Annotated in this window: 13 protein-coding genes and 1 tRNA gene; 5 read left to right on the top strand and 9 right to left on the bottom strand. The window is 64.9% G+C overall.

All coding sequences use genetic code 11. The features are described 5' to 3' along the window. Nucleotides 1–287 (top strand): hypothetical protein (locus AX735_RS26380; protein ID WP_231750124.1); only part of this gene is annotated, 287 nt, incomplete at its 5' end. Between the two features lie 140 nt (nt 288–427). Here the strand turns inward: AX735_RS26380 and AX735_RS13785 are convergent. The 4 genes from AX735_RS13785 to AX735_RS13795 form a co-directional block, all read right to left on the bottom strand. Beyond that, entirely contained in the window at nt 428–727 is a 300-nt protein-coding gene (locus AX735_RS13785; RefSeq protein ID WP_017502721.1) for a DUF736 domain-containing protein, read from the bottom strand. Nucleotides 728–1048: 321 nt separating this feature from the next. Continuing rightward, nucleotides 1049–1180, bottom strand: coding sequence for a magnesium transporter (locus AX735_RS25890; protein ID WP_017502722.1), 132 nt, complete (start codon nt 1178–1180; stop codon nt 1049–1051). A 38-nt stretch (nt 1181–1218) separates the two neighbouring features. Beyond that, nucleotides 1219–1698 (bottom strand): SRPBCC family protein, encoded by a 480-nt coding sequence (locus AX735_RS13790; RefSeq protein ID WP_017502723.1) that lies wholly within the window; start codon nt 1696–1698, stop codon nt 1219–1221. A gap of 179 nt (nt 1699–1877) precedes the next feature. Further along, the gene (locus AX735_RS13795) at nt 1878–4007 is read right to left on the bottom strand and encodes a ParB/RepB/Spo0J family partition protein (protein ID WP_043090875.1); all 2130 of its coding nucleotides are present in this window, start codon (nt 4005–4007) and stop codon (nt 1878–1880) included. 751 nt (nt 4008–4758) lie between these two features. Here AX735_RS13795 and AX735_RS13800 point away from each other — a divergent pair. Both AX735_RS13800 and AX735_RS13805 read left to right on the top strand, forming a co-directional pair. Beyond that, entirely contained in the window at nt 4759–5514 is a 756-nt protein-coding gene (locus tag AX735_RS13800) for a nucleotidyltransferase domain-containing protein (protein WP_026109030.1), read from the top strand. Continuing rightward, nucleotides 5511–6230 (top strand): DUF6602 domain-containing protein, encoded by a 720-nt coding sequence (locus tag AX735_RS13805; protein WP_017500488.1) that lies wholly within the window; start codon nt 5511–5513, stop codon nt 6228–6230. The genes AX735_RS13800 and AX735_RS13805 overlap by 4 nt, the downstream gene beginning before the upstream one ends. Before the next feature lie 3 nt (nt 6231–6233). Here AX735_RS13805 and AX735_RS13810 read toward each other — a convergent pair whose 3' ends face one another. The 3 genes from AX735_RS13810 to AX735_RS13820 form a co-directional block, all read right to left on the bottom strand. Next, complete coding sequence (locus AX735_RS13810) at nt 6234–8696, bottom strand: S8 family peptidase (RefSeq protein ID WP_026109029.1); 2463 nt, start codon at nt 8694–8696, stop codon at nt 6234–6236. A gap of 13 nt (nt 8697–8709) precedes the next feature. Further along, nucleotides 8710–9693: an AAA family ATPase gene (locus AX735_RS13815; RefSeq protein ID WP_017500486.1), complete on the bottom strand. Its 984-nt coding sequence runs from the start codon at nt 9691–9693 to the stop codon at nt 8710–8712. A gap of 398 nt (nt 9694–10091) precedes the next feature. Then, nucleotides 10092–10168, bottom strand: a tRNA-Arg gene (locus AX735_RS13820). Nucleotides 10169–10611: 443 nt separating this feature from the next. Here AX735_RS13820 and AX735_RS13825 point away from each other — a divergent pair. Then, nucleotides 10612–11811, top strand: coding sequence for an aspartate aminotransferase family protein (locus AX735_RS13825; RefSeq protein ID WP_066281313.1), 1200 nt, complete (start codon nt 10612–10614; stop codon nt 11809–11811). Between the two features lie 183 nt (nt 11812–11994). After that, nucleotides 11995–12921 carry an ornithine carbamoyltransferase gene (gene argF, locus AX735_RS13830; protein WP_066281317.1) on the top strand — a complete coding sequence of 309 codons (927 nt, stop codon included), beginning with the start codon at nt 11995–11997 and terminating at the stop codon, nt 12919–12921. 60 nt (nt 12922–12981) lie between these two features. Here argF and AX735_RS13835 read toward each other — a convergent pair whose 3' ends face one another. Further along, the gene (locus AX735_RS13835; protein ID WP_066281322.1) at nt 12982–13764 is read right to left on the bottom strand and encodes an outer membrane protein assembly factor BamD; all 783 of its coding nucleotides are present in this window, start codon (nt 13762–13764) and stop codon (nt 12982–12984) included. Between the two features lie 124 nt (nt 13765–13888). Next, nucleotides 13889–15952: a TonB-dependent receptor domain-containing protein gene (locus tag AX735_RS13840; RefSeq protein ID WP_066281326.1), complete on the bottom strand. Its 2064-nt coding sequence runs from the start codon at nt 15950–15952 to the stop codon at nt 13889–13891. Nucleotides 15953–16116 lie beyond the last annotated feature (164 nt).

A 16116-nucleotide genomic window follows, 5' to 3' on the forward strand; every position in this document is an offset into this window, starting at 1 on the left:
GGTGGTGGATGCTCATGGTCTTTCCTTCCGTGGGCTTGGGTTTCCGCGCAGCGGAGCGCCGCGCTGAAACCCTGCCCGTCGGCGAGACCGGGGGTGCAACCGGAGTGGGCGGCTTCGCGGGGAACCGGCTGCACGGAACGCGAAGCGTGGAGGAAGCTGGGCGGAAGCCGCTCCGAAGGGCGCTGGGGGCAGAGCCCCAAGCAACCGCGCCGCCCCGGCGACGCATGACGGGCCTGCGGCTCGCGGCGTTCGGGGGCGCGAGCGCGCAACGTCGCGCCGAGGAATGAACGGCGGCAGCCGTCGACTGCGAGGTTCTCAGCGCCATCCGCCGGAAGCCGGCCGGGCTATACGATCACGCATGGCCCCCGGTCGCTTTTTCGGAGGCTGGAGAAGGTGCGCCCCGCCGTGTGGCGGGGCGCCGGTGGGATCAGTCGGACACCAGCTCGTAGTCGCCAGTGGTCTCGTTCTCGAACAGCCGGAGATAGACCGGCGTGCCGCCGGGAAGGGTCAGCTTGAACGAGACGTAATCGCGCTGCTCCTTGCTGGTCTTCTTCCAGGCGGCGCCGAACTCGATGCGCTCGTCGTCGGCCGCCACGATGCGGAAGTCGGGAGCCTTGTCATTGTCCTTGCCGTCGATCGGGCGAAGCTCGACCTGCTCGCGCGTGCCGAAGAAGCGGATTTCGCCGGTGTAGCCGCGATTGGTGGTGGTGAAGATGCCGCGGATCATATCGTCAGTCCTTTCTTGCCTCGGGACCACGCCATTGCGGCCTCGATGGCTGTCGACCGGACGGGGGACGACTGACCTGCACCCGAAGGGCGGAACGAAGTGGCTGGCGGTGGCGGACGGCTTTTTTGCTTCGCGATGCAAAGCCGGCAGGGCCGGCGGCGGAAAAAAGCCGTGCGACGCCGTTGCGGGGAGGCAGGCGGACCTCGGCCAGACAAGCCTTTTCAGAGGCCGTGTGGCGGCGTGCCGAGAGCAGATGCGGGGAAGACGACGTTGCGGCATCCCTGACGCCACCTCATGTCGCGCCAAGGCGAACCGATCACATCAGAGAAGCGTGCTTTGGAGAATGAGCAGGACGACGCAGTAATAAATGACGATCCCGGTGACATCGACCAGCGTGGCGACGAACGGCGCGGTCGCGCTCGCCGGATCGAAGCCCAAGCGCGTCTGGAGCATCCGATCAGCCACCGTCGGACTGGCCCATTCGGCCAGCGCTATTCGATGAAGGCGGCGAGGTTGCGCAGCGTCGATGCCATTCCGGCCTGGTGGTCGTCGGCGCTGATACCCGGCGGCACGTTCGCGCAGAGGATGGTGACGCGGGTGCCATCGGCAACGGGCGTCAGCGTCGTCGTCACCCGCATCGTTCCGGCGAAGGCAGGATCGTCGGAAGCGAACACCACATCTTCCACGATGCGCTCGTAGGGGAGCAGCTCGACGAACTGGCCGGCGAAGCGGTCCTCCCGTTCGGAGGACTTTCCGACCACGCCGGGCGCGGGATCGTCATAGATGAAGGCCATGCGATAGCCGCCGCCAGCGCGTGCGTCGAACGACTCGATGCGCGCGTGCATCCCCTTTGGCGGCCGCCAGGACGCCACCGATTCGGCGTCGGTCATGGCCCGGAAGATGTCGCGCGGCGGAGCCAGGATCGTGCGTGAGGCCGTGTCGATTCGCGCGCTGTCCGATGCTATCGCCATGCCGGATGATTAGCGGGAAGCGGGGCCAGCCGCCAACGCATCGCGAGCCGGGCCACGCCCGGCGAGCGCATTTTTCCTGAACGCCAGAGCGGCCGCGCCCGGACAAGAGCGCGGCCGCGAATTATCCGGCCTTCACGAAGGGAAAGGCCGGAACCGCTCGCGCGGTCCCGGCCCGTCACCTATTCGGCCGCAACCGCATAATGCGGCTGACCCTCGTCCTCCGGTTCCGGCGCGATGGCGTCCGCCTCGATCCCGGTCGGCTGCGCCACGGCGTCCGCGCCGTCCTGCGCTTCGGTGTCGGGGGCCTCCGCTTCGGACGGCTGCGCGTCCGCTGCGAAATCCTCCGCCTCCACCGCCTCGGGTTCACCCTCCGGCGCGCGCAACAGGACGGGAAGCCAGCCCGTCCCGGCGACAAGCTGCTCCGCCGCGTCGGCCATGTCCGCCTTCTTCATCGGCAGGATGCGCTCGGCTGCCTCGACCGAAACGGCCTCGCTGACGGCCTGCCCGATATGGGCCTTGGTGACGCGCCCGAAATAGCTGCGGGCGGTCGCGGTCCACGTCGCGGTCATGTCGAGGTCAACGGCCTTGGCCAGTCCGTCCGCCGCCTCGATGCGGGCGGTGGAACGCTCCCAAGGCACCTTCACCGCATTGACGGTGAGCGACACGCAATGCGCCAGAAGCTCGGTGCGGCTGTCGCCGTCCAGCGCCGCGAGAAACGGCCACAGGTCCGCCGTATCGTCGGGAAGCTGCGCGCCCCATTGATCGTGCCGCGCCGCGAGCGCTTCGCCCGCGCCGCTGTCCGCGATGCCCTCGGCATGGCTGGCGATGTCTTCGCTCTTGGCGGTGATGGCGAGGCAGGACTTGCCGAACCCATGATAGAACAGGTCCAGCACCAGCGCGTGGGTGAGGGCCACCATCGCCATGTCGGGCTGCGCGCCCAACGCGAGACGGAGGCCGAGCGTCCGGTGGGCCGTGAGGTCACGAACGAGGCTGTCCGAAATGGGCTTGCCCGCGTCGGCCTCGTCCACCTCTTCTTCCTCGTCGGCGTCCTCGTCGTCCTCCACGGCTTCGCCGTCCTCCGCGATGTCATCGCCCTCGTCCTCGGTGGCAACCTCGGGCTGCGGCTCGTCCTCGGCGCGGACATAGCCGCGCTCGATCTTCACCTCGCCATTGGAGCCGAGGGAGACGAACACGCCGCCACGCTCGATGATGGCGGGATCGTAGGCCGAGCGCTTGGCGCTGATCGCGTCGATCTCGTTGCTCAACGCCTGCGCCTTCACCGCCACGTCCTCGGGCATGTCCTCGTAGGAGTCATAGCCTTCGATCAGGGCGTCGTGTGCCGCCGCCGCCTCGGACAGCCGCGCCTCGTCCTCGTCGGACAGGCCAACAGGTTGCGGATAGTAGCGCCGCATCCCATGACCGTGCGGATAGTCGATACTCGCCTCGGCCCATTTCCAGCCCTCGGCCAATATCTCCCCGGCGATCTCGCGCAACCGCTCCACGGCAAGCGTGTCGAGCAAGCCCGCATCCTCGAAGAAACCGCCGTCATCCTCGGTGAACAGGTCGCGAATGACATTGCCCCCGGCCTCGGCGTAGGCATCGGCGCCGATGAACACGGCCCGCCGGTCGCTCGCGGGCACGTTGCTCGCGGTGAGGTCGCGCCGGATGATCCACGGCTCCTTGTTCCACGACAGGTTATCGAAAACCTGCTCCTGACGGGCATGGTCGTCGGTGATGACGAACGCCGCCAACTGGTCGAGCGTCAACCCGTCCTGCCGATAGACGTCCATCAGCTTCGGGCTGACCGCGCCGAGCCGCAGCCGCCGCTTGACGATCTCGGGCGACACGCCGAACCGCGCGCCGATTTCCTCCGCGCCCCATCCCTTGTCGCGGGAAAGCTCGTGGAAGCGCTCGAACTGATCGGCCGGATGAAGCTGCTCCCGATTGTAGTTCTCATCCAAGCTCACCTCGGCCGGATCGTTCTCGGTGTCGAGCCAGCAGCGGACAAGGTGGTTCTTCCTGATCTCCTTGCGCTTGGCGCGCAGCAGATAGGCGAGCCTGCGCCCTTCGCCAGCGGTGACGAGATAGCAGCCGGTCGGCTTGCCGTTCTTCACCTCCGGCTCGACGACGAGGTTCTGATAAAGCCCCTTGGCCGCGACGGACGCGGCGAGCGCTGCAATGAACTCGTCGGTATGCGGCACCTTGCGGACGTTCTTCGGGGACTTCTTGAGCTTGTTCAGGGGGACGAACACGGTCTGACCGTCTTGCGCGCTCTGCTCGGTCGCCACGGTTTCGATGGTATTGGTCATTTCCTTACTCCTTGGGCTTAGGTTTCCGCGCAGCGGAAGCGCCGCGCTGAAACCCTGCCCGTCGGCGAGACCGGGGGTGCAAACGGAGGGACGGCTTCGCGGGGAACCGGCTGCACGGAGCGAAGCGGAGGAAGCTGGGCGGAAGACGTTCCGAAGTGCGCCAGGGGCGGAGTCCCAAGCTCCGCGCCGCTCGCGGCGCCACAAACGACGCACCCTTGCGGCGGACGGCCGGCGCGGCGGCGTGCGCGCGGGCCTGGGGGCCAGCCGTCGCCGCGCCCTCCGGCCAGAGCAAGTGTGCAAACGCGGGCAGATAAAAACGCGCGACCCCTGCGCGGCTTCAGCCGCCAGTGTGCGCTCCCTAGATCCCCGCGTGCTATCTGGGGCGTTGCGGGGTGTCCCCGCTCGAAGGGGTCCGGCGAGACCTGTCAGGGACTCGACGGTAGGGGAAGGCTTTCCCCCTCAAACCGTTTGGGATGAAGACGGAAACAGCACGATCCGCACGCTGGAAGCGCGTTGCGAAGGCTTCAGGCTGTGGCTAGAAATAAAGTGCCCCGGCGGTATGCAAAGCAGGGACCACCGGGGGATACGGGCTCCATGTAGTCGATCCTGGCGGAAAAATCGAGGAGCACGCGGCCCGCGTCATGGGATTGCAGCCGATTGGCCGCGACGGACCCCGTCAAGCGACGCCATACCTATTCTTGCCGTTGCATCGGTGCTTCCGGGAGAAAGATTGCAGCGCTAGGCATATGTGATGAGCAGCGCCTACTTAAACGCGATTCTGGCTAGGGAGGCCGTTGATACCAGCGCGTTCTCACCTGTTCGGCAGGTCCAGACAATAATCGCGCCTGTGCTTCAGCAATGGGCAAACCGTTTCTTACTGTCGATTTCTCCGAGCGGCTCGTTTGCCAAAGGCACGGCCAACCGAAGCGGCACTGACATCGACCTTTTCATTTCGCTGCACGAAGACACGCCCGAGACTTTGAAGGATATTTACGGCTCGCTCTTCAACGCCATTGCAGGCGCCGGCTATGTGCCAAAGCGGCAGAATGCGTCGATCAACGCGACGATCGGCGGCTTCGATGTCGATCTCGTCCCCGGCAAGCGGCAGTCCGCCTGGACGACGGATCACAGCCTCTACCGGCGCACGGCCGATACCTGGACGAAGACAAATGTGACGACACATATCAACACCGTCGTCATGGCGGGCCATCAGCGCGAGTCGCGGCTCCTGAAACTGTGGCGCAACCAGAAGCGGCTCGAATTCCCATCTTTCTATCTTGAGCTGACCGTGATCGCAGCCTTGAGCGGGAGGACATCGCCTGACTTGGCGGAGAATGTCGTGACGGTGCTGGAGTATCTCAGGGACAAGTTCACTGCAGCACGGGTGATCGATCCCGCCAATGGAAACAATGTCATATCGGATGATCTCACCGGCACGGAGAAGCAAGCGGTGCGGCGGTTGGCGGAAGCTGCGCTGGGCGGCAATTGGAGCGGCTTCGTGCAATGACCGAATGGTCCCTCAAAACTTTGCTGCAAAGCCTGCACGACGAGATCGAAGCGAAGCTGGGCATCGCGCGCGGCAGCTTCGGTCACGGCGGAACGAAGGGTGACGCCAGCGAAGCTGTGTGGCTGGAGCTATTGCAGGGCTATTTGCCCGAACGGTATCGCGCTGCCGGCGCACATGTGGTCGACAGCAAGGGCGCCTTCAGCCACCAGATCGATATCGTCATCTTCGATCGCCAATATTCGCCCTTTATCTTCAATTTCAAAGATCAGTTCATCGTACCGGCAGAGAGCGTCTATGCTGTGTTCGAGACCAAGCAGGCGATCAATGCGCAGCATGTCGCCTATGCGGCGGACAAGGTGGCCAGCGTTCGCGCACTCCATCGGACGAGCCTGCCGATACCGCACGCGGGCGGCATCTACGATCCGCGACCATTGCCGGCCATTATCGGCGGACTGCTCACGTTCGAGAGCGAATGGAATCCACCGCTCGGCCAGCCGCTGACCGATGCGCTCGCAGCGCTCGATGGGCAGCACCGCCTCGATATCGGATGCGTCGCAGCGCACGGAGTGTTCGGCTGCGACACGGACGGTTGCTCGCAGGCGCAGGTCGGCGTGCGAGCGGCGACGCGGTTCCTGCTCGACCTCATCTCCCGCCTTCAGGCGAGCGCGACCGTCCCGATGATCGACGTGGGCGCTTATGCCGCTTGGCTCGACTGACCGCTAAGCCGCCGGGATCGGGACCGCGATCTGATTGGCGATGGCGGTATAGAGGTCGATGTCGGCCTCGGGCGCGCGGATCGACACACACAATGCGTAGCGGGCGGAACGATCCCAGCGCTGGAGCGAAGGCTTCTCCTTCCACCATCCGCTGACGGGGAAGACTCCGATCGCGTCGCGCTCGGCGAGGGCGGCCGCGCTGCCACGCCAAATGTCGCTATGGATCGAACCGCGGTCACGGATCGTACCCAGAACCCAGGAGTCACCGCCCGCGGCAGCGCCGACAGCGCCAGCCTCTTCGTCCTGAGCCGCCTTGTTGATCCGCTGCCGGAACGCTTCCAAGCCTTCGAGCGACCGCTTCACCGCAAAGCGGAGATTGTGCGAAGCGTAGCGGTGGCGCCGCGTCCAGCCCCGTTCACCGGGATTGGGCTCAACGAAATAGGACAGGGTGATCCGCAGCTCCACATCGAGATCGCCAAGCGCAGCCAGTTCGGCGCGCGGCCAGGGCAGTCGATGCAGATTCATATCGCGTGTTTTGATCGTCGAGCCGTCCTTGCGGAATGGCAACAGGGCGTCCTCGACCATCAAAGTCGCGTCGTTGGACGCGCTCATCAGCGCCCGGCCAAGGTCAGGCACGCCCCAGCCGTAGCGGCGTAGCATGGCCAGCTTCTGAGCTTGCGAGCCGGCCGCGTCGAAGCGCTGGCGCATCGCCGGCGTCCATTCGGCGGAATGGACAATGAGCGCGCGCACCGTTTCCGGCCAGAGTGTCGGACGGGCTGCGATAACGCCGGCGGCGAGGTTCGCGCCGAGCGCGGCAGCGCCGCTAGTGTCGCCGAACGCTTCGAACAGGCGCATGTTGGGACGATAGTGGGTCGTGAGGAGTTGGAGGTCGTCGATCGCCGAGGCCGGGTTGGCACCGTCATGCGCGAAGTTGCCGCCTTCGAACACGACATCCGGACGGATCGGCCATTGCCGATCCCAGATGGCCGACGTTCGGCTTGCCGGCGAGAGGTCGCCGGCCGGGGCGACGGGCGTCCATCCGTCATAGTCGGGATGGGTGATCGTGATCTTGTCGGTGCTGGCCCCGACGACGAGCGGATTCCAAGCCTGCGCCGGGCTTTCGACCTCTTCGAGGTCGTTGCGGTCAGGATAGTCGGCCGGATTGATGTCGCCGCGAAGATTGCCCGCCGCTAGGACCATCAGGCGTCGCCTGTCACCGCCGCCATAGCAGAGCTGATCCATTGACGAGGACCAGGAGGACGGCCGGCCCCGGCGCAAGCCGACGTCGCTGGTCACGGCCATGCAGAACACGCGCCGGCGACGGGGAGCATGGTCTTCGGCACGAGCGATACCGGTGGCCGTGATCGCTCCGTAAAGTCGCGGCTCGTTCTGCCCGGTTGGCGGCAGGATCTTCACCGTTTCGAGGCGATGACCAAGTGCGACCGGCTCGCCGTGGGAAAGCGCCGCTTCGAGATCGCCATAAAGCGCGACGCCAGCCATCGACGTGCCGTGACCATTCCAGAAGGCGCTGTCGCCGACGCCCCAGTCACCGTCGTAGCTATGCTGATCGGCAGGATCGAGGCCCGGCGCGAGCAGGGGGTGGGCCTGGGTCGCTCCGCTGTCCAGTATGCAGACTGCCGGTGCCAAGGGGGGCGGCGGTGCGATCCGATCAGCCAAGTCGTTCGCCCAAGCGGCCTGATCGACCGTGCGCATTTCGAGAAAGAGGGATGGAGTGTCCTTGGCGAGACGCAGTTCAGCCACGGCGTCGGAATTGCGTATCAGCCGATCCATCGTCGCTTCATCGGCGAGCGCCAACGCGACATCGCGCTCGGGAAAGCTGATGACGTGCTCCTTGATCGCGACATCGAGCTTGGCGGCGACAGACTGGAAGATCGCGAGACCGCCATCCCGAAGCCAGACTTCCCACCACACCTGACGGCCGTCGGCGGGAAAGTGCTGCGCTTCATCGGTAAATAGCGAGCGTGCGACCGCGACCCTGATGTCGTCGATCCGAGCGATCAGGGCCTCGTTCTTGGGCTTGCCGGTGCGCGTCTCCTCATCGCGATAGGCTTCGATCTTCTTGACGAAGAAATCGGCAGCAGCTTCCGGAACGAATACAGTGGCCGAGACCATCTCGTCGCCCTCCGCCGTAGGTCGAACCGCTACCAGCTCGATAGCCTTGGGCTTATTCTCCAAGGCTTCGACTGCGGCGCGCTCGGCTACGGGGATATCGAACTCCAGATAGAAGCCTGGCTTGCCCTCGGCGACGCCGTCTTCCCGCTCTGCGAGCCGTTGGCGGCCGGCGGCGAGCGCCGTTCCGATTGCCTGTTCCAACCGTGCAGCGTGCGCGGCACGCGCCCGCGCCGGAGGGAGGCCGCTGATGACCAGGCGGGGTGACGTGTACGCCTCGCTTTGGCCGCCGCCTTCGACGTGGAAATGGGGGCGGTCGCGGGGAGGTACAGCCATCGGGCCTCGTTGCTTAGAGGATGGCCGCGCGCCGCTCCGTCAGAGCGGTCAGCAGCGTCGCGGTCGTCACGCCATCGTGGCCATCCAGCACCGCGACTTTTGCCGCCTCGTCGGCAGCTCTGGCGACTTCGGCTTGGGAGAGATGGGCGGCGGATTCGAGAACAGGCGCCCATTCGATCGGCTTGAGATCGAAGGTCGCGAGCCGGGCTTCGAGGATGCCCTGCACAACCGAGGGATCAGGAAGATCGTAGCTGATGACATCGTCGAACCGTCGATAGAGCGCCTTGTCGAGCAATTCGGGGTGATTGGTCGCGGCAACGATGAGGCTCGGGCCATCGTCATTTTCGAGAAACTGGAGGAAGGAATTGAGCACCCGGCGAATTTCCCCAACGTCGTTCGGCCCGGCCCGTTGCGCGCCGATCGCGTCGAACTCGTCGAAGAAGTATACACCGCGCTGCATGGCAACGGCGTCGAAGACAAGCCGAAGCCGTGTGGCGGTCTCGCCCATGAGCTTGCCGATCAATCCATCGTAAAGAACCGTGAAAAGGGGCAGCTTCAACTCACCGGCCAAGGCGGCGGCGGTCATTGTCTTGCCTGCGCCAGGAGGGCCGACAAGCAAGAGCTTGCGGCGCGGGGCGAGCCCCCGCGCGCGGAGCCGCTCCTGCTGGCGCTGTTCCCGAAGGACGCGCGCAAGCCGCTCATCAAGTTCGGGCTTGAGCACCATGCTGGACAGCCGGACATCGGAATAGCGGGCTTCCAGAAGCCCTGCGAGTTCGCCCTTCGGCTGCGCCAACGGCACGGGGCCGGCTCCGCGCCGCGCCACCGTCGCGCTTTTGCCCTTGGCGGCATCGACCAACTCGCGCAGTTCCTGCGCGAGCTTCCCATGACCCTGCCTCGCCTCGTGCGCGGCTAGTTGCGTCGCCACGGAGAGGAAGCGGTCCTCATCCCCGTCTATATGGCTTTGCAGCAGTGCAACGATGTGGCGCGCGGTTGTCATAGGTCAGTTCAATGTTCCGGCCTCGGGTTGGAGAACTTTTCGGGAATCTAGCGTCGGTGATTCGCTGTGTAACGCGAATTCGTACAAGGGGTCGTTACTGCCCTCTCTGCCCTTCGCCAACACAGCATTTAGCCGGCGTCGATGGTCCGCTTGGCCGGCCGCAATCCGCGGGGTCTCGATTGCCGATGACCATGCGTTTCATCCAGCCCGGAATTAGGACGCCCCCATCGGATCATCACAGCCGCGAAAGGGCGTGGTGAGTTCGGTTCGACAAGTTTTCCGCGGAAATGCAGGGGCTTCGCGTCGCGCCGCCGCCAGCGTGGTGAGTTTTGGACTTCGAGAGGCGGCGCACCAAGGCTGCTGCGACAGTCTTAACTCACTGATTTCATTGGGAGTTTTGGCGCACCCAAGAGGATTCGAACCTCTGGCCTTCGCCTTCGGAGGGCGACGCTCTATCCAGCTGAGCTATGGGTGCGTATGGCTTGGAGCCGTAAGATTTGCGCCGGGGTAGGTCAATCCGCGATCGAATCCGACAGTCCGAGCGCGGTGAGAATTTGGTGAGTTTTTTCGTCCGTCCTTTCTTCCGTCCTCCTAAACCCTCGTAAATACTGTATAAAATCGCTGCTCTCGCGTTGGACGCGAGCCTTCGGAGGGCAGCGCTCTATCCAGCTGAGCTACGGGTGCATCGCCAAGGGGCAAGCCCTTAGCAAGCCGATTGCGCCGCCGCCAGTCCCTTTGTGCAGCGATCATTGACCCTATGGCCCCTGCAGCGCTATAGCTTGGGCCCGCACGCTGGCGGCCCTGGTTCATGGGGTCGCCTTTTTACTTTTGGTGCCGTGGTCCCCGTGCACCGGGTGAATGCGCAAGGCGCGTGCTGTTTTTTTGAGGGACCCGCGAAGAAGGAAGGACAAGGCTGCCATGACGATCACGCCGCTGATGCCCGTTTACCCCCGGTGCGCTGTGCGCCCGGTGCGCGGCGAAGGCTGTTACCTGATCGGAGAGCGTGGCGAGCGATATCTGGACTTTGCCAGCGGCATCGCGGTCAACCTGCTCGGTCATGGCCATCCGCACCTGACCCAGGCGATCCAGAAACAGGCCGAGACGCTGATTCACGTGTCGAACCTTTACGGCAGCCCGCAGGGCGAGCATCTCGCGCAGCGGCTGGTCGATTCGACCTTTGCCGATACCGTGTTCTTCACCAATTCGGGCGCCGAGGCGGTGGAATGCGCGATCAAGACCGCGCGCGCCTATCACCAGTCCGAAGGCGGCGATGCCAATCGCACGGTGCTGGTGACGTTCAAGAACGCGTTCCACGGCCGCACCATGGCGACGATCAGCGCGTCGAACCAGGAGAAGATGCACAAGGGCTTCGCGCCGCTGCTTCCCGGCTTCCGCTATGTCGATTTCGACGATCTGGAAGGCGCCAAGGCAGCGATCGGCCCCGATGTCGCGGGCTTCCTGGTCGAGCCGGTCCAGGGCGAGGGCGGCGTGCGTCCGGCGTCGCCCGAGTTCATGCAGGGCCTGCGCGCGCTGTGCGACGAGCATGACCTGATGCTGGTGCTCGACGAGGTCCAGTGCGGCGTCGCACGCACCGGCACGCTCTATGCCTATGAGCAATATGGTATCGAGCCCGACATCATGGCGACCGCCAAGGGCATTGGCGGTGGCTTCCCGATGGGCGCATGCCTCGCCACCGAAAAGGCGGCGCGCGGCATGGTCGTCGGCACGCATGGCTCCACCTATGGCGGTAACCCGCTGGCCATGGCGGCGGGCGAAGCGGTGCTCGACGTGGTCGACAATCCCGAGTTCCTGGCGCATGTCCGCACGATGAGCGAGCGGCTGCGCGGCGCCCTCGAGCAGCTGATCCCCAATCACGACGAGATTTTCGATTCGGTGCGGGGCATGGGGCTGATGCTGGGGCTGAAACTCAAGGACCGGGCGGAGAACCGCGCGTTCGTGGCGCATCTGCGCGATCATCACGGGCTGCTGACCGTAGCGGCGGGCGAGAATGTCGTGCGCATCCTGCCGCCGCTGATGATCGAGCAGGCACATGTCGACGAGTTCATCGAGCGCCTGTCGGCAGGCGCGCGAGACTTCGCGCTGCCCGAAGCGGCTTGATCGTCATGGTCCTCCCCCTTCACGGGGGAGGACAGCGAGCCTAGGCGCGGTACGCGCCTAGGCGCACTTGGAGAGGGAGCGGCGGTTGCAAGCCACCCTCTCCCAGCTACGACTAGGGCCCGGCAAGCCAGGCCCAAGTCTTCGCAACCCTCTCCCGTCCAGGGAGAGGGGGAAGGGGAACCAATGACCCGTCATTTCCTGAACCTGTCCGACGCCGGACACGACGCTATCGCCGCCATGCTCAACGACGCGATCGACCGCAAGGACGTGCGCCATGGTTGGCCCAGGGGCAAGGCCGATCCCGATGCGCCGCTCGAGGGGCATACCCTCGCCATGGTGTTCGAGAAGAACTCGACCCGTACCCGCGTGTCGTTCGACATGGCGATCCGCCAATTGGGCGGCACCAGCCTGATCCTCGATGCCGGCAGCACCCAGCTGGGCCGCGGCGAGACCGTCGCCGATACCGCGCGCGTGCTCTCGCGCATGTGCGATGCCATCATGATCCGCACCGACGACCATGCCAAGATCGAGGAAATGGCGCATTTCGCGACCGTGCCCGTCATCAACGGCCTGACGGACCTGTCGCACCCGTGCCAGATCGTCGCGGACCTGCTCACCATCATCGAGCATCGCAAGGCGCTGCCCGGGCTGGTCGTCGCCTGGCTGGGCGATGGCAACAATGTGCTCAACTCGATCGTCGAGGCCGCCGGGCTGATGAAGTTCACCGTGCGCATCGGCTGTCCCGATGGTTATGATCCGGACCCGGCGTTCGTCGCGGCGGCGCGTGCGGCGGGCGGCACGATCAGCTTCCACCGCGATGCGGGTGAGGCGGCGACAGGCGCGGACGTCATCGTCACCGATACCTGGATCTCGATGGGCCAGGCACATGCGGAAGAGAAGCTGAAGGCGATGATGCCCTTCCAGGTCAACGACGCGCTGATGGCCAAGGCCAAGAAGGACGCGCTGTTCCTGCACTGCCTGCCAGCGCATCGCGAGGAGGAGGTGACGGCAAGCGTCATCGACGGGCCGCAATCGGTGGTCTGGGACGAGGCGGAGAACCGGCTGCACGCGCAGAAATCGGTGCTGCGCTGGGTGTTCGGCCAGCTCTAACGAAAAGGCCCCGAAAGCGTCGCGCTTCCGGGGCCTTTCTTGTTGGCAAAATCGGCGGGATCAGCTCGCGGTGATCAGGTCGCCGTGCTTTTCGGTGAGCTTGTAGGCGCGCTCGTACCAGTCCGAACCGGGATAGTTCGCGCCGAGCACGGCAGCGGATTTCTTGGCTTCGGCCGGGATGCCGAGCGCCAGATAGCATTCGGTCAGGCGATAGAGCGCCTCTGCGGTGTGGCTGGTGGTTTGGTACTTGTCGACCACCTCGCGGAAGCGCAGCGTCGCCGCCAGCCAGTTGGAGCTGCGCTGATAATAGCGGCCGATCTCCATTTCCTTGCCGGCGAGGTGATCGTTGACCAGATCGACCTTGAGCCGCGCGTCGGAGGCATAGCGGGTATTGGGATAGCGCCGCATCACCTCGCCCAGCGCGGCGAGCGCCTGCTGGGTGATCTTCTGGTCGCGCGTCACGTCGCTGATCTGCTCGTAATAATTGAGCGAGATCAGGTAATAGGCATAGGGCGCGTCCTTGTTGCCGGGATGGATGGCGAGGAAGCGCTGCGCCGACTGGATCGACTTGTTGTGATCCTTGGCGAGATAATAGCTGAACGCACTCATCAGCTGCGCGCGGCGCGCCCAGGGCGAATAGGGATGCTGGCGCTCGACCTCGTCGAACAGCTCGGCAGCGATCTTGTTCTGGCCGCGATCGAGCCGGTCCTTCGCCGCCATGTACAGCGTGCTGACATCGCGCGCGATATAGTTGGTGTTGACCTTGTTCTTGCCGCCCGCGCAGCCGGACAGCACGGTCAGCGCAGCCGCGCTTGCCAGAGCCAGTGTGATCGCCTTGTTCATGGCCGCAACCCTTATCGGCTAAGCACCCGTGCGCCAAGCGCAAATCCTGGGGAGCGGGAAGGATTCGCCGCACGGGCCTTCGCGTAGGTTTTGCCGGCTGTATCGCGCATGAACCGCCGGGCGATCAGAAGCTGCCGTTGATGTCGAGCCGGACGACGGGTCCGAAAAAGCGGTCGCGATCCTCGACGAACGCCACCGGCCCGTCGCGCCGCGCGACATAGAAGGTGCGGCGGAACGCCTCGTTGGTGCCGATGAGGTTGGAAAGGCCGAGCCGCACGGTCAGCCCGCGCACGTCCTTGTTCTCGACATAGAAGCCCAGGTCCCCGCCATCGATCGGGAATTCGGCAAGTTGGGCAAGGCGCACCTCGTCGGCCTGTGAAAAGTCGAAATAGTTCGCGCCGACAGCCCAGTTGCCGCCGGGAATGTCATAGCGGAACTCGGCGCTGAATTCGTGGATCAGGTCGCCCGAGATGCGGCGGCGGATGCCGGTCAGCGGGTCGGGCAGGCTCGACTTGCGATAGGAATAGTCGATGTCGAAGCGCACCCCGGTCCAGCCGATCACGTCCATCTTGAAGGTGGAATCGATCGAGAAGCCCCAGATGGTCGCGCTGTCGATATTGCCGGGCGCCTCGCCGGTCGCGCCGATCGGCACCTGGTCGACGATGTCCTCGACGAAATTGACGAATGCCTTGAGATTGATCGATCCCAGCGCGCCCAGATTCTTGGTCGCCTGAAAGTCGACGTTCCAGCTCTGCTGCGGCACCAGATCGGGATTGCCGCTGTTCTGGTTTTCCGCTCCCAGGTCCGCCGAAGCCACGAAATCGAAGAAGTTGAGCTGGCCGACATCGCGCTGCAGGCGCAAGCTGAGGTCAAGCGACTTGACCGGCTTCCAGGCGAGTGACACGAACCCCTTGGGGCGGATGAAGCTGCGCGTGAGGCCATTGGGGCCGCTCTGCATGATCTGCGAATATTCGCCGCCGATCGAGGTCTGCAGCGTCAGGTTTGCCGCGAGCGGGCGGCCATAGCTGAGGCCGACTTCCGCGCGCTTTTCCTCGACCGTCGCGTCGGACCCGGGCAGCGGCACCGGGTTGAACTGTCCCGACGTGTCGAGCAGCTTCAGTTCGGCATCGGTGTCGAGCTTGTTGATCGCGCCTTCGAGGCTGAACTGCCAGTCGGCCTTGTCCGCCTTCCAGCCATATTCGGCGCGCGCGATCGTCTCGGTCTCGTCGATCCGGGTCGCCAGGCTGTTGCCCTCGCGCGGGCGGCGATCCTCGAAATCGAGGAAGATGCGGGTGAAGAACGGGCTGTGCTCGAACCGGCGCAGGCCGATGAGCTTCAGATTGCCGCCCCACAACGGAAACAGGTAATCACCGCCGATCTCGTAATTATATTCCTTCTCGGTCTCCAGATAGTCGCGGTCGCGCACCACCTCGCCGTCCGAATCCTCGGTAATGCGCACCCAGCGCCGCTGATAGGCGAGATTGAGATTGCCGATCTGGCCGCTGTCGCCGGTATATTTGATTCCCGCCGCGATGCGAGGCTCGTCGCCATTCACGTACAGCTCCTCGTAACGCCGGTCGGTGACATTGCCCGCCCCATCGAGCACGCGCTCGGTCCCGGCATTGCCGTTGCGGAAGCTGTTATTGGCCAGGCTCAGCGTATAGGCGATCTTCCCTGCCTTGCCGCTCACCGAAACCTCGCCGTTCAGCACCTGCGGATCGGTGCGGCGGAAGCGCACGCGCGGGCTGTAGCGGAACTGGCCGGTCAGCGAGTCCACCTTGCTGACGATATTGACCACCTGGCCGGTGAGACCCGGCAGGTTGAGCGTCGCACCGTCGATCAGCTCGATGCGGATGACATTGGCCGCGCCGATGCGGCCCAGTTCGGAGACGACATCGTTGCTCTTGCCCGAAAAGCGCTCGCCATTGATCAGCACGTTGCTCGACACCTGGCCGAGACCGCGCCGGTCCTCGCCCTCGGCGATCGAGAAGCCCGGGATCTGGCGCACCATGTCGAGCGCGGTGCGCGGCGCGAACTGCGCGAAATAGACAGGATCGAAACTGCGCAGCGGCGTGGTCGTCTGGCCTGCAGGCGCGGGCGCGGCGGGCGCGGCATCCTGCGCCCAGGCCATCGCGGGAAGGCCCGCCAGGGCGATCGCCGCCACGGATGCAAGATACCGGATTTTCACGAAATTTCCCCTGCCTTATCCGGATGCCGCCCGATTGTCGCAGCTCTTCAACTACATCCGTAGTCGTTCCCTGCGTCCGATCCTGCCTGCAATGCTCTGCAGCTTCGACCGATGCACATTCGGCTTCGACGAGCGGCTTTTGTGCCGCGCATGTGCAATCCCGT

The sequence above is a fragment of the Blastomonas sp. CCH1-A6 genome, from assembly GCF_001556365.1.
In the GTDB taxonomy this organism is placed as follows: Bacteria; Pseudomonadota; Alphaproteobacteria; order Sphingomonadales; family Sphingomonadaceae; genus Blastomonas; species Blastomonas ursincola.

Coding starts and splice junctions, on each gene's coding strand:
- AX735_RS13785 (WP_017502721.1), bottom strand. CDS start 727: ATGATCCGCGGCATCTTCACCACCACCAATCGCGGCTACACCGGCGAA.
- AX735_RS25890 (WP_017502722.1), bottom strand. CDS start 1,180: ATGCTCCAGACGCGCTTGGGCTTCGATCCGGCGAGCGCGACCGCGCCG.
- AX735_RS13790 (WP_017502723.1), bottom strand. CDS start 1,698: ATGGCGATAGCATCGGACAGCGCGCGAATCGACACGGCCTCACGCACG.
- AX735_RS13795 (WP_043090875.1), bottom strand. CDS start 4,007: ATGACCAATACCATCGAAACCGTGGCGACCGAGCAGAGCGCGCAAGAC.
- AX735_RS13800 (WP_026109030.1), top strand. CDS start 4,759: ATGAGCAGCGCCTACTTAAACGCGATTCTGGCTAGGGAGGCCGTTGAT.
- AX735_RS13805 (WP_017500488.1), top strand. CDS start 5,511: ATGACCGAATGGTCCCTCAAAACTTTGCTGCAAAGCCTGCACGACGAG.
- AX735_RS13810 (WP_026109029.1), bottom strand. CDS start 8,696: ATGGCTGTACCTCCCCGCGACCGCCCCCATTTCCACGTCGAAGGCGGC.
- AX735_RS13815 (WP_017500486.1), bottom strand. CDS start 9,693: ATGACAACCGCGCGCCACATCGTTGCACTGCTGCAAAGCCATATAGAC.
- AX735_RS13825 (WP_066281313.1), top strand. CDS start 10,612: ATGACGATCACGCCGCTGATGCCCGTTTACCCCCGGTGCGCTGTGCGC.
- argF (WP_066281317.1), top strand. CDS start 11,995: ATGACCCGTCATTTCCTGAACCTGTCCGACGCCGGACACGACGCTATC.
- AX735_RS13835 (WP_066281322.1), bottom strand. CDS start 13,764: ATGAACAAGGCGATCACACTGGCTCTGGCAAGCGCGGCTGCGCTGACC.